The organism is Pseudomonas frederiksbergensis (assembly GCF_003732665.1).
Classification (GTDB): domain Bacteria; phylum Pseudomonadota; class Gammaproteobacteria; order Pseudomonadales; family Pseudomonadaceae; genus Aquipseudomonas; species Aquipseudomonas frederiksbergensis_G.
On record NZ_MOBP01000003.1, the window covers coordinates 71,834 to 84,106 of the forward strand.

10 protein-coding genes are annotated in these 12,273 nt (G+C 60.2%); 5 read left to right on the plus strand and 5 right to left on the minus strand.

What is annotated here, in order from left to right; genetic code table 11:
• Nucleotide 1: 1 nt before the first annotated feature.
• The 3 genes from BK665_RS04475 to BK665_RS04485 all read left to right on the plus strand — a co-directional run bounded on the left by BK665_RS04475 (nt 2) and on the right by BK665_RS04485 (nt 2,645).
• Nucleotides 2–826 carry a mechanosensitive ion channel family protein gene (locus tag BK665_RS04475; RefSeq protein ID WP_054054005.1) on the plus strand — a complete coding sequence of 275 codons (825 nt, stop codon included), beginning with the start codon at nt 2–4 and terminating at the stop codon, nt 824–826.
• An 86-nt stretch (nt 827–912) separates the two neighbouring features.
• A complete protein-coding gene (gene sigX, locus BK665_RS04480) occupies nt 913–1,503 on the plus strand; it encodes an RNA polymerase sigma factor SigX (RefSeq protein ID WP_008146300.1) in 591 nt (196 codons plus the stop codon).
• 107 nt (nt 1,504–1,610) lie between these two features.
• Nucleotides 1,611–2,645 carry an OmpA family protein gene (locus BK665_RS04485; RefSeq protein WP_123403258.1) on the plus strand — a complete coding sequence of 345 codons (1,035 nt, stop codon included), beginning with the start codon at nt 1,611–1,613 and terminating at the stop codon, nt 2,643–2,645.
• Between the two features lie 74 nt (nt 2,646–2,719).
• Here the strand turns inward: BK665_RS04485 and BK665_RS04490 are convergent, their stop codons facing one another.
• The 4 genes from BK665_RS04490 to BK665_RS04510 form a co-directional block, all read right to left on the minus strand.
• On the minus strand, nt 2,720–4,390 hold the full coding sequence (locus BK665_RS04490) for a bifunctional protein-serine/threonine kinase/phosphatase (protein ID WP_123403260.1): 1,671 nt from the start codon (nt 4,388–4,390) through the stop codon (nt 2,720–2,722).
• A gap of 7 nt (nt 4,391–4,397) precedes the next feature.
• The gene (locus BK665_RS04495; RefSeq protein ID WP_123403262.1) at nt 4,398–5,609 is read right to left on the minus strand and encodes a nitrate/nitrite transporter; all 1,212 of its coding nucleotides are present in this window, start codon (nt 5,607–5,609) and stop codon (nt 4,398–4,400) included.
• A gap of 330 nt (nt 5,610–5,939) precedes the next feature.
• Nucleotides 5,940–6,515 (minus strand): ANTAR domain-containing response regulator, encoded by a 576-nt coding sequence (locus BK665_RS04505; protein WP_123403267.1) that lies wholly within the window; start codon nt 6,513–6,515, stop codon nt 5,940–5,942.
• Between the two features lie 15 nt (nt 6,516–6,530).
• Entirely contained in the window at nt 6,531–7,742 is a 1,212-nt protein-coding gene (locus BK665_RS04510) for a CmpA/NrtA family ABC transporter substrate-binding protein (protein WP_123403269.1), read from the minus strand.
• Nucleotides 7,743–7,972: 230 nt separating this feature from the next.
• On the opposite strand from BK665_RS04510, the gene BK665_RS04515 reads away from it, so the two are divergent.
• Nucleotides 7,973–8,992, plus strand: coding sequence for a quinone-dependent dihydroorotate dehydrogenase (locus BK665_RS04515; RefSeq protein ID WP_123403271.1), 1,020 nt, complete (start codon nt 7,973–7,975; stop codon nt 8,990–8,992).
• 257 nt (nt 8,993–9,249) lie between these two features.
• On the opposite strand, the gene BK665_RS04525 is transcribed toward BK665_RS04515, so the two are convergent.
• The gene (locus BK665_RS04525; protein WP_003223300.1) at nt 9,250–9,465 is read right to left on the minus strand and encodes a BatR family protein; all 216 of its coding nucleotides are present in this window, start codon (nt 9,463–9,465) and stop codon (nt 9,250–9,252) included.
• Nucleotides 9,466–9,996: 531 nt separating this feature from the next.
• Between BK665_RS04525 and rlmKL the strand changes: the two genes are divergently transcribed.
• A complete protein-coding gene (gene rlmKL, locus BK665_RS04530) occupies nt 9,997–12,267 on the plus strand; it encodes a bifunctional 23S rRNA (guanine(2069)-N(7))-methyltransferase RlmK/23S rRNA (guanine(2445)-N(2))-methyltransferase RlmL (RefSeq protein WP_123403273.1) in 2,271 nt (756 codons plus the stop codon).
• Nucleotides 12,268–12,273 lie beyond the last annotated feature (6 nt).

Sequence of the window (12,273 nt, forward strand, 5' to 3'; positions counted from 1 at the left end):
TATGGAACTTGATCTCTGGACTCAGAGCCTCGTCACTGCAATGACTGCGTTGTGGACCAAGGTTGCCAATTTTATTCCGAACCTCTTCGGTGCCCTGGTTGTCCTACTGCTGGGTTTTGTCGTAGCCAAGCTTCTTGACACCCTGTTATCCAAATTGCTCGCCAAACTGGGCCTTGATCGCCTGATGGGCGGCACCGGTTTGACCAAGTTGCTGTCCCGTGCCGGGCTTCAGGTGCCTATCTCGACCCTGATCGGCAAGATTGTGTATTGGTTTGTTTTGCTGATTTTCCTGGTTTCTGCCGCAGAATCCCTTGGACTTGAGCGAGTTTCAGCTACGCTGGATATGCTTGCGCTGTATTTGCCGAAAGTATTTGGCGCCGCGCTGGTGTTGTTGGTGGGTGTGTTGCTGGCGCAATTGGCCAATGGGCTGGTGCGCGGGGCGGCAGAGGGTGTAGGGCTGGATTACGCGTCTGGTCTGGGGCGGATTGCCCAGGGCCTGGTGATTATCATCAGCCTCTCGGTCGCGATCAGTCAGTTGGAGGTCAAGACTGACCTGCTCAACCATGTGATTGTGATCGTATTGATTACCGTTGGTCTGGCGGTTGCGCTGGCCATGGGGTTGGGAAGCCGGGAAATTGCCGGTCAGATTCTTGCGGGAATCTATGTGCGTGAGTTGTATCAGGTTGGGCAACAAGTGCGTGTTGGCGAGGTCGAAGGTCAGATCGAAGAGATCGGCACGGTTAAAACCACATTGCTGACCGACGAGGGTGAGCTAGTCTCTCTCTCCAATCGGATCCTCCTGGAGCAGCATGTGAGTAGCCGCTAACCCGGCAAACCCTGCTAATGTATGCCGCCGCAAAATGCCCTTAAGGGCTGCGGCGGACATTGACCTGACTGTCGGCCCGACTTGTTTTGAATAAAGCTCAATCGCTCTCCACGCGCTACGACCCCCGCGAGCTCTCTGATGAGGAGTTGGTCGCGCGCTCGCATACCGAGCTGTTTCACGTAACGCGCGCCTATGAAGAACTGATGCGGCGTTACCAACGAACATTATTTAACGTTTGCGCACGATATCTTGGGAACGATCGCGACGCAGACGATGTCTGTCAGGAAGTGATGTTGAAGGTGTTGTACGGCCTGAAGAACTTCGAGGGGAAATCGAAGTTCAAAACGTGGCTGTACAGCATCACGTACAACGAATGCATCACACAGTATCGGAAGGAACGGCGAAAGCGTCGCTTGATGGACGCTTTGAGTCTGGACCCCCTCGAGGAAGCGTCTGAAGAAAAGGCGCCGAAGCCCGAGGACAAGGGTGGACTCGATCGCTGGCTGGTGTATGTGAACCCGATTGACCGTGAAATCCTGGTGCTACGATTTGTCGCAGAGCTGGAATTTCAGGAGATCGCAGACATCATGCACATGGGTTTGAGTGCGACAAAAATGCGTTACAAACGTGCTCTAGATAAATTGCGTGAGAAATTTGCAGGCATTGCTGAAACTTAGTTCAGCGCAAATATCTCTTACGTGTAGGCAAGTTCTGATAGACTTGCCGCCGAGTTGTCCCCCGGTTTGCGGGACTGCTTCACAATCACCAGATGGGGATTTAACGGATGAAACTGAAAAACACCTTGGGCTTTGCCATTGGTTCTCTTATTGCCGCTACTTCGTTCGGCGCGCTGGCACAAGGCCAAGGCGCAGTTGAAATCGAAGGCTTCGCCAAGAAAGAACAGTTCGACAGCGCTCGTAACTACAAGAACAACGGCAACCTGTTCGGCGCTTCCGTCGGCTACTTCATCACCGACGACGTAGAACTGCGTCTGGGCTACGACGAAGTGCACAACGTACGTTCCGACGACGGTCGTAACATCAAGGGCGCCAACACCGCTCTGGATGCTCTGTACCACTTCAACAACCCGGGCGACATGCTGCGTCCATACGTTTCGGCTGGTTTCTCCGATCAGAGCATCGGTCAGAACGGTTCGGGCGGTCGTGACCGTTCCACCTTCGCCAACGTTGGCGGCGGTGCCAAGCTGTACTTCACTGACAACTTCTACGCCCGTGCCGGCGTTGAAGCTCAGTACAACATCGACAAAGGCGACACCGAGTGGGCTCCAAGCGTCGGTATCGGTGTGAACTTCGGTGGCGGCTCCAAGCCTGCTGCTGCTCCAGTTCCAGCACCAGCTGAAGTCTGCTCCGACAGCGACAACGATGGCGTTTGCGACAACGTTGACAAGTGCCCGGACACCCCAGCCAACGTAACTGTTGACGCTGATGGCTGCCCAGCAGTTGCTGAAGTTGTTCGTGTTGAGCTGGACGTGAAGTTCGACTTCGACAAGTCGGTAGTCAAGCCTAACAGCTACGGCGACATCAAAAACCTCGCTGACTTCATGAAGCAGTACCCATCCACCACCACTACTGTTGAAGGTCACACTGACTCCGTCGGTCCTGACGCTTACAACCAGAAACTGTCCGAGCGTCGTGCAAACGCCGTGAAACAAGTTCTGACCAACCAGTACGGTGTTGAATCTTCCCGCGTTCAGTCTGTTGGCTACGGCGAATCCCGCCCAGTTGCTGACAACAAAACTGAAGCTGGTCGCGCTGTAAACCGTCGCGTAGAAGCGCAGGTTGAAGCCAAAGCTAAGTAATTAGCCCGCAGCTCAGGAAAAGCCCGGCTTAGGCCGGGCTTTTCTTTGTCTGCGATTTGGGTTTCAGCAAATTTCTAGCCGTGAAACACCCAATACAACACCACCAGATTCACCAGCAACGACCCCAACGCCAGCGTCCGCCAGACCTTCAGCGGTTCGCGCTCCAGCAGTGGCCTGGGTCTCACATTCAGACTGGTGCGTTCGCCCTGTTCCAGCAGCAACAACCATTCTTCCGCCGTCTCAAAGCGCTGCTGCGGATCAACCGCGACTGCGCGTTCCAGACTCTGCGCCAGCCATTGCGGCAGATCGGGACGATAGCGACTGGCACTGACCGGCACGCCAAACCGTGGTCGCTGGAAAGCTTCGATTTCGCCGTAGGGATAGTGCCCGGTCAACAAGTAAAACAGCGTCACGCCGGCCGCATACAAATCCTGCCGGGGTGTCGGCGCGTCCCCGCGAAAGGCTTCCGGCGCGATGTAGCTCGGCGTGCCGGGCAGGGCTGAGGGCTGATCTTCGGACAGGCCAGGGCAATAGGCGAGGCCGAAGTCCAGCAGCCGCAGCTCGCCGTCATCCCCCAGCAATAGGTTCTCCGGCTTGATGTCCCGGTGCAGGATCTGCCGACGATGCAACATGCCCACCGCTCGCAGCAGGCGTTCGGCCAGTTCCTGCCACTGCACCAGCGGCAGTGGCCCGGCTCGGTCCAGCAGTTCAGCCAGGGTCGAGCCCGAATATTCGCGCATCACGTAGTACAAATGCTGACGCTGGCTAACGCTATGGACTTCAGGAAAATGCCGCCCGGCCACTCGTTTGAGAAACCATTCTTCCGACAGCAAGGCTTGCCCGGCCAGATGATCGTCGTGCAAGTGCCCGGGCAAGGTTTTAAGCAGCCAGGGTTGTTGCTGGATGTCCCGCACCCGGTATAGCAGCGATTGCTGGCTCTGGCCGAGGATTGCCTCGACCTGCCAGCCTTCGAACAACTGCCCCGGCTTCAGCGCCGGTGGCAGCGGCCATTGCTGTAAATGGATCAGCGCATCGCCGATGTTGGTTTCACCGAGGGCATCGACCCGCACCAGCAGGGCGCTGGCGTTGTCCTGACTGCCGGCCAGGTGAGCGGCGTTGACCAGGGTCTGTGCCGCGCTCTCCAGATCCGGTTGGTCGCGCAAAATCGCCGCGATGGCGGTGTCGCCCAAGACCGCCCAGACCCCGTCGCTGAGCAGCACAAAACTCTCATCAAGCTGCAATTCGCCATCGAGAAAATCCAGCACCAGGTGCTGATCCAGGCCAAGGGCGCGCTTGAGCACATGTTGCATGCCCGGCTGGTCCCAGACGTGGTCCTCGCTGACCCGCTGCAAGCGATCGGCATGCCAGCGGTACACCCGGCAATCGCCGACATGGGCCAGGGTAAAACGCCTGCCGCGCATCACCAAAGCGCTGACCGTGGTGAGCAGCGGCTGCCCGCCACCGTTGGCTTGCAGCCAGCGATTTTGCGCTAATAACAAACGCTCAAGGGCCTGGGCAACGCCCCAGGTTTGCGGGGTGGCGTAGTAGTCCAGCGCCAGCGCTTGCAAGGTGGAACGGGCGGCGAGACCGCCGTCGGCGCATTGGCTGACGCCGTCGGCGATGGCGAACAGGTAACCTTTACTCGCCGCCAGCGCCGGGGCCGGGGTGACCAGGCGCAGGGCGTCCTGGTTTTCCTCGCGAGGACCGGTGGCGCTGGCCTCGGCGTAGCTCAGTTGCAGGCCCATTGAGGCCTCAGACCCGAGCCGCCGTCATCGCTGCCGAGCCCCAGGTGGTTCTCCAGCGACGTTTCACCCCGTGCAGGCCGAACCAGGCCAGCACGCCCAGGCTGGCGAACAACCACAGGGCCATTTGATAGCTGCCGGTGCTCTGCTTGATCGCGCCCATGCCCGCCGCGAGGGCGAAACCACCGATGCCGCCGGCCATGCCGATCAAACCCGTCATGACACCGATCTCCCGCCGAAAACGCTGGGGCACCAGTTGGAAAACTGCGCCGTTACCCGCGCCCAAGCCAAGCATGGTGCAGACGAAAAGTGCCAGTGCGGCGTAGGAACTTGGCAGGTTGAAACCCACGGCGGCGATGCAGGTTGCCGCCACCGTGTACATCCCCAGCAAGGTGCGGATGCCGCCAAATCGATCCGCCAGGGCGCCGCCCAACGGACGCATCAAACTGCCGCCGAACACACAAGCGGCGGTGTAGTAACCGGCAGTTACCGGGCTCAGGCCATATTGATCGTTGAAGTAGCCGGGCAGGGCGCTGGCCAGGCCGATGAAGCCGCCGAAGGTCACGCTGTAGAAGAACATGAACCACCAACTGTCGCGGTCACCCAGGGCCTTGAGGTAGTCAGCCATGGACTTGGCTTTCGGTCGTTCCGGGGCGTTTTTTGCCAGCCAGGCGAAGACGATCAACGTCAGGATCAGCGGGATCAGGGCGAAGCCGAACACGTTGCTCCAGCCGAACGCGGCGGCCAGTACCGGGGCGATCAGCGCCGCGAACACCGTGCCCGAATTACCCGCACCGGCGATGCCCAAGGCCTTGCCTTGATGCTGCGGCGGATACCATTGCGATGCCAAGGGCAGGGCGACCGCGAAAGAGGCTCCGGCCATGCCCAGGAACAGGCCCAGCACCAGCGCTTGTTCGTAGCTGTGAATGCCGAGTTTCCAGGCGCCGAACAGGGCGCAGATGACGATGACCTGACCGATCAGCCCGGCGGTTTTTGGCGACAGTCGATCCGCCACCAGCCCCATCACGAAGCGCAATACCGCGCCAGCCAGGATCGGCGTGGCCACCACCATCCCGCGTTGCTGGGTGGTCAGGTGCAGGTCGGCGGCGATTTGCACCGCCAGCGGGCCGAGCAAGTACCAGACCATGAAACTCAGGTCGAAATAGAGGAAGGCCGCGAACAATGTCGGGGTATGGCCGGTTTTCCAGAAGCTTGAATTCATCGCGCACCTCAGCTGTTAAGCGTCTCGAGAAGGAGTCATGAGCTTGCAGGTGGGGCGCCACCACGGCCGCACCACCGGCCCCGGTCCGTGGGGCCAAAACAAAAAAACGCCGCCACCCGGTCCGCCATGGGCGAACGAGGTGAGCGACGTCTTTGTCGTAGGTGGGGCAACCGCCGTTGGTTACCTGTGGGGATTACATAGCCAGATTTGTGCCAACCAGTGGGACCGAGTCGCGGCCATTCGCGAGCAAGCCCGCTCCCACAGGGAAATGCATTTCAAATGTGGGAGCGGGCTTGCTCGCGAAGATGCCTTCACAGACGCCACAAAACTTCAGCCCAGCAACTCACTCATGGCAATAATCTGCTCCGCTACCTGAATCAGTTTCTGCTGGCGGCTCATGGCCTGGCGGCGCATCAGGGTGTAGGCCTCTTCCTCATTGCAGTCCTTCATCTTCATCAGCATTCCCTTGGCCAGTTCGATGCGCTTGCGCTCGGCCAGTTGCTGATCCCGCGCATGCAGTTGGGCGCGCAGGGCCTGGTCGCTTTCAAAACGCGCCATGGCCACATCGAGAATCGGCTGCAAGCGTTGTGCGTGAATGCCTTCGACGATGTAGGCGCTGACCCCGGACTTGATCGCCTGGCGCATCACGCCGGGGTCGTGTTCGTCGGTAAACATCACGATCGGCCGGGGCTGGTCGCGGGTGACCAGCACCACTTGCTCCATCACATCGCGGCTCGGTGACTCGGTATCGATCAGGATCACGTCCGGGCGCACCGTTTCGACGCGGGCGGGCAGGTCGATGGTCAGGCCGGACTCGTCGATGACCTCGAACCCGGCCTCGGTCAGGGCCGCCTTGAGGCGACCGACTTTCTTCGCGGTGTCGTTGATCAGCAGGATACGCAACATATTCGCAGTCTCCTGTCAGCGGCTGGCGAGCAGGGGCGAGCTGTCGCTCAGGGCGTGCAGCTTGAAGCTGCGTGCGTAACCGGCCGGGTCCGAGCCGTCCCAGACTTTGCCGTCGATCAACTGACTGCTACGCATCTCCTGACCCCACGCCGCCACCCCCACCGCTGTTGCCGCCTCGCGATACAGGTCCAGTTGCTGGACCTTGCGCGCCACGCCGAGGTAATCCGGGTCTTCGCGCAGCAACCCCCAGCGGCGAAACTGGGTCATGAACCACATGCCATCGGACAGATACGGCAAGTTGACCTCACCGCCGCCGTGGAAACGCAAGGCATGTGGGTCCTGCCAGCGATGGCCCAGACCATCGGCGTAATCTCCCAGCAGGCGCGGTTCGATGCAGTCCAGCGGTGCGTCGAGGTACTCCGGCGCGCTCAACAATTGCGCGGTGCTGCGGCGGTTCTCGGTGCTGTCCTCGATAAAGCGGCTGGCTTCGAGGATCGCCATCACCAGCGCACGGGCGGTGTTGGGGTATTGCTCGACAAAGGCGCGGGTGCAGCCGAGGACTTTTTCCGGATGGTCGGGCCAGATGGTTTGGCTGGTCGCCAGCGTAAAGCCGAGGTTCTGTTTCACCGCACTGGCGCACCAAGGTTCGCCGACGCAGAAACCGTCGATACGTCCGGCTTGCAGATGCGCGACCATTTGCGGCGGCGGCACCACCACGCTGTCGACGTCCTGCAACGGATGAATGCCCTGGCTCGCGAGCCAGTAATACAGCCACATGGCGTGGGTGCCTGTGGGAAAAGTCTGGGCGAAGGTCAGTTTTGGGCGAGTTTGGTGCACATGCCGGTCCAGTGCTTCAGGACTGGTCACCCCCAGCGCTTGCAAGCCGTGGGACAGGTTAATGCTCTGGCCGTTCTGGTTCAGGCCCATCAACACCGCCATATCGGTCGACGCCACGCCGCCGATGCCCAGGTGCACGGCATAGATCAGGCCGTAGAGGCTGTGGGCGGCGTCGAGTTCGCCGCTGACCAGTTTGTCCCGCAGATTCGCCCAGGACGACTGGCGCTTGAGGTTAAGGGTCAGGCCGTAGGGTTGGGCGAAGCCCTGAGTGGCGGCGACCACCACCGAGGCACAGTCACTCAGGGCCATGAATCCTACGTTGATCGCGGACTTTTCCGGGGCGTCGCTGCCATTGACCCAGGCCAGCGGGCCGACTGTGGTTTCGTTCATCGCTTAACACCTTGCAAAAAAAAGCGTCGTCCCAGGCCTGCGCGTGAGCAGAACCGGGTGACGACGCCATTGTCCGTCGACTCATCCCGCCGTTGGCATGAGTGCATATGCCTATGCCGGTGCAAGGCATATGCCATCGAGCGTTGATTTGCGTGTGCGCCTCGCTTGCGACCCCGATGCCCGGCTATAATCGCCGCCTCATTTCGCCGCCATCCGAGTCAAACCCGCCCATGTACACCCTGGCCCGTCAGCTGTTGTTCAAACTTTCCCCGGAAACCTCCCACGATCTGTCCCTGGACCTGATCGGCGCGGGCGGGCGTTTGGGCCTCAACGGCTTGCTGTGCAAGGCCCCGGCGAAAATGCCGGTGAAAGTCATGGGCCTGGAATTTCCGAACCCGGTGGGGTTGGCGGCCGGTCTGGACAAGAACGGCGCGGCCATCGACGGTTTTGCCCAGTTGGGTTTCGGTTTCGTCGAAATCGGCACGATTACTCCGCGTCCGCAGCCGGGTAATCCGAAACCACGGATTTTCCGCTTGCCGGAAGCCGAGGCGATCATCAACCGCATGGGTTTCAACAACCTCGGCGTCGATCACCTGCTGGCCCGGGTTGCGGCTGCCAAGTACAAGGGCGTGCTGGGCATCAACATCGGCAAGAACTTCGATACGCCGGTTGAGCGGGCAGTGGACGACTACCTGATCTGCCTGGACAAGGTCTATGCCCATGCCAGTTACGTGACGGTCAACGTCAGCTCGCCGAACACCCCGGGCCTGCGCAGCCTGCAATTCGGTGATTCGCTCAAGCAATTGCTGGCCGACCTGGCCCAGCGCCGGGCTGAACTGGCGTTGCGCCACGGCAAACATGTGCCGCTGGCGATCAAGATCGCCCCGGACATGACCGACGAAGAAACCGCACAGGTGGCGCAAGCACTGATCGAAACCGGGATGGACGCGGTGATTGCCACCAACACCACCCTGAGCCGGGTTGGCGTCGAAGGCATGGAACATGGCGACGAGGCGGGCGGCTTGTCCGGCGCACCGGTTCGTGACAAGAGCACCAATACCGTTAAGGTGCTGGCGGCAGAGTTGGCCGGGCGCTTGCCGATCATCGCGGTGGGCGGCATCACCGAAGGCAAGCACGCGGCTGAGAAAATCGCTGCGGGTGCGAGCCTGGTGCAGTTGTATTCGGGCTTCATCTATAAAGGCCCGGCGCTGATTCGTGAATCCGTCGACGCCATAGCCGCCCTGCGCTAAACCCCCTTGTGGGAGCGGGCTTGCTCGCGAAAGCGGTGTGTCATTCAGCGTTGACGTCGACTGATACACCGCATTCGCGAGCAAGCCCGCTCCCACAGTTGGCTCCCATAGTTGATAGGTGTGTGGCTTAAGATTGAGCAGGCATAAAAAAGGGCACCTCGAAGGTGCCCCTGGGCCGGAGCCCGCCGTCCGGATGGGACGTGCGTGGTTAAGGTGTTACGTATTCAGATGATTGTGTTGCAGTGTCAGGCCCTTTGTTAGCCAACGGCGTGAAGTTCGTTGAGTCTATGGATTCCCGCAGTGCCGGTCATACCGTCCCAGTTGTCGCCGCGTCCTTCGCGCCAGCCGTTAATCCAGGCTTGGCGTACCGACGGTAGAGTAAATGGGCAAAGCTCACGGGATTTGCCACCAACGCCATATTGATATCCGCGCAAAAATGCTCTTTCCAACGGATCACGCTTAAGTCTTCTCATAGGGTGTTGCCCTCACTTGTTGACTGTATTTATCGCGTCGACCTCAATCGAGGTCTGGCAGAAAATCTCTGCCGTTGGCGGCTCGCTGCCGGCGTCACGAGCCAAGGTGTTGACGCCGTTGCGACGTCAACCTGTGTTGAGTTCTAACCAATAGGTCACATCGAGGGAATGATCTTTTTGTCATAAGGACGTAACCATAAAGATGCTATGGCCATAAGTAACACGATGTTTGTCCCGTGTTTATTGGCCAAACCCCGGTATGATCAGCCCCGCAGTGTATGACGGGGTTAATCCTTTAGTGAGAATGACCCACGTTTGCGCTGGGGTACTATTCGACGAAGGGTCGCTTTATGACATTTTGTTGCATCAACTTTTTTATCTGCCCTGGCATCTAAGCTCTTTTAACCCGAGCAGCCAGGGTGGGACGGCACACCTTCGTGCCACGCGGGCGCTCTTTTAGAAAAGCGCCTGATTGAAAACCGGACCGGCAATGCGTTGTCGGTTCACTTAGCCAAAGGCTCTGAAATTCCAATGTCCGATCAATTCGAAATCTTCCTCACTTGCCCTAAAGGCCTTGAAGGCCTGCTCATCGAGGAAGCCGTCGGGCTTGGCCTTGAAGAAGCGCGTGAACACACCTCGGCCGTGCGCGGCATGGCCACCATGGAAACCGCTTATCGCCTGTGCCTGTGGTCGCGTCTGGCGAACCGGGTGCTGCTGGTGCTCAAGCGTTTCCCGATGAAGGACGCCGAAGACCTGTACCACGGCGTGCTCGATATCGAGTGGCAAGACCACATGCTCAACGACGGCACCCTGGCCGTTGAGTTCAGCGGCCACGGCTCGGGCATCGACAACACCCACTTCGGCGCCTTGAAGGTCAAGGACGCCATCGTCGACAAACTGCGCACCCCCCAGGGCGACCGTCCGTCCATCGACAAGCTCAACCCGGACCTGCGCATTCACCTGCGCCTGGACCGTGGCGAAGCGATCCTGTCCCTCGATCTGTCCGGCCACAGCCTGCACCAGCGCGGCTATCGCTTGCAGCAGGGCGCGGCACCGCTGAAAGAAAACCTCGCGGCCGCCATCCTGATCCGTTCCGGCTGGCCACGCATTGCAGCCGAAGGCGGCGCGTTGGCTGACCCGATGTGCGGTGTCGGTACTTTCCTGGTCGAAGCGGCGATGATCGCCGCCGACATGGCGCCGAACCTGCGTCGCGAGCAGTGGGGCTTCACCGCATGGTTGGGCCACGTCCCGGCCCTGTGGAAAAAACTCCACGAAGAAGCCACCGAGCGTTGCGCCGCCGGCCTGGCCAAGCCACCGCTGTGGATTCGCGGTTATGAAGCTGACCCTCGGTTGATTCAACCGGGCCGCAACAACGTCGAGCGCGCAGGCCTGAGTGAGTGGATCAAGATCTACCAGGGCGAAGTCGGCACCTTCGAGCCGCGCCCGGACCAAAACCAGAAAGGCCTGGTCATCTGCAACCCGCCGTACGGCGAGCGTCTGGGCGACGAGGCAAGTCTGCTTTACCTCTACCAGAACCTCGGCGAACGCCTGCGCCAAGCCTGCCTGAACTGGGAAGCCGCCGTGTTCACCGGCGCCCCGGACCTGGGCAAGCGCATGGGCATCCGCAGCCACAAGCAGTATTCGTTCTGGAACGGCGCGTTGCCGTGCAAGTTGCTGCTGATCAAGGTCACCCCGGATCAGTTCGTCACCGGCGAACGCCGCACCCCGGAACAGCGTCAGGTCGAGCGCGAGCAGGCTGAAGTCGAAGTCGCTGACAACGACGTGGCACCGGGCAAGTACGAGAAGTACAACAAGAACGGCAACCCGATCAAACCGGCCCCGGTGGTGATCGAGCAACCGCGCTTGAGCGAAGGCGGGCAGATGTTCGCCAACCGCCTGCAAAAGAACCTCAAGGCCCTGGGCAAGTGGGTCAAGCGTGAAGGCATCGACTGCTACCGCGTGTATGACGCCGACATGCCTGAATACTCGATGGCCATCGACCTGTATCAGGATTGGGTCCACGTCCAGGAATACGCCGCGCCGAAGTCCATCGACCCGGAAAAAGCCTCGGCGCGCATGTTCGATGCCCTGGCGGCCATTCCCCAGGCGTTGAACATCGACAAGAGCCGCGTGGTGGTCAAGCGCCGCGAGCGTCAGAGCGGCACCAAGCAGTACGAACGCCAAGCGGCCCAGGGCAAGTTTGTCGAGGTCAACGAAGGCGGCGTGAAGCTGCTGGTCAACCTCACCGACTACCTCGACACCGGGCTGTTCCTCGACCACCGGCCAATGCGCCTGCGCATCCAGAAAGAGGCGGCCGGCAAGCGCTTCCTCAATCTGTATTGCTACACCGCGACCGCCAGTGTTCACGCGGCCAAGGGTGGCGCGCGTAGCACTACCAGCGTCGACCTGTCGAAAACCTATCTGGACTGGGCGCGGCGCAACCTGTCGCTGAACGGCTTCTCCGACAAGAACCGTCTGGAGCAGGGCGACGTGATGGCTTGGCTTGACGCCTGCCGTGACGAGTTCGACCTGATCTTCATCGACCCGCCGACCTTCTCCAACTCCAAGCGCATGGAAGGGATCTTCGACGTGCAGCGTGACCAGGTGCAGTTGATCGACCTGGCCATGGCGCGCCTGGCCCCGGGTGGGGTGTTGTACTTCTCTAACAACTTCCGCAAGTTCGTGCTGGAGGAGAACCTCACCACCCGTTATGCGGTCGAGGAAATCACCGACAAGACCATCGATCCGGACTTTGCCCGCAACGGCAAGATCCACCGCGCCTGGAAAATCACGGCCCGCTGACACTTG

Coding starts and splice junctions, on each gene's coding strand:
- BK665_RS04475 (WP_054054005.1), top strand. CDS start 2: ATGGAACTTGATCTCTGGACTCAGAGCCTCGTCACTGCAATGACTGCG.
- BK665_RS04485 (WP_123403258.1), top strand. CDS start 1,611: ATGAAACTGAAAAACACCTTGGGCTTTGCCATTGGTTCTCTTATTGCC.
- BK665_RS04490 (WP_123403260.1), bottom strand. CDS start 4,390: ATGGGCCTGCAACTGAGCTACGCCGAGGCCAGCGCCACCGGTCCTCGC.
- BK665_RS04495 (WP_123403262.1), bottom strand. CDS start 5,609: ATGAATTCAAGCTTCTGGAAAACCGGCCATACCCCGACATTGTTCGCG.
- BK665_RS04505 (WP_123403267.1), bottom strand. CDS start 6,515: ATGTTGCGTATCCTGCTGATCAACGACACCGCGAAGAAAGTCGGTCGC.
- BK665_RS04510 (WP_123403269.1), bottom strand. CDS start 7,742: ATGAACGAAACCACAGTCGGCCCGCTGGCCTGGGTCAATGGCAGCGAC.
- BK665_RS04515 (WP_123403271.1), top strand. CDS start 7,973: ATGTACACCCTGGCCCGTCAGCTGTTGTTCAAACTTTCCCCGGAAACC.
- BK665_RS04525 (WP_003223300.1), bottom strand. CDS start 9,465: ATGAGAAGACTTAAGCGTGATCCGTTGGAAAGAGCATTTTTGCGCGGA.
- rlmKL (WP_123403273.1), top strand. CDS start 9,997: ATGTCCGATCAATTCGAAATCTTCCTCACTTGCCCTAAAGGCCTTGAA.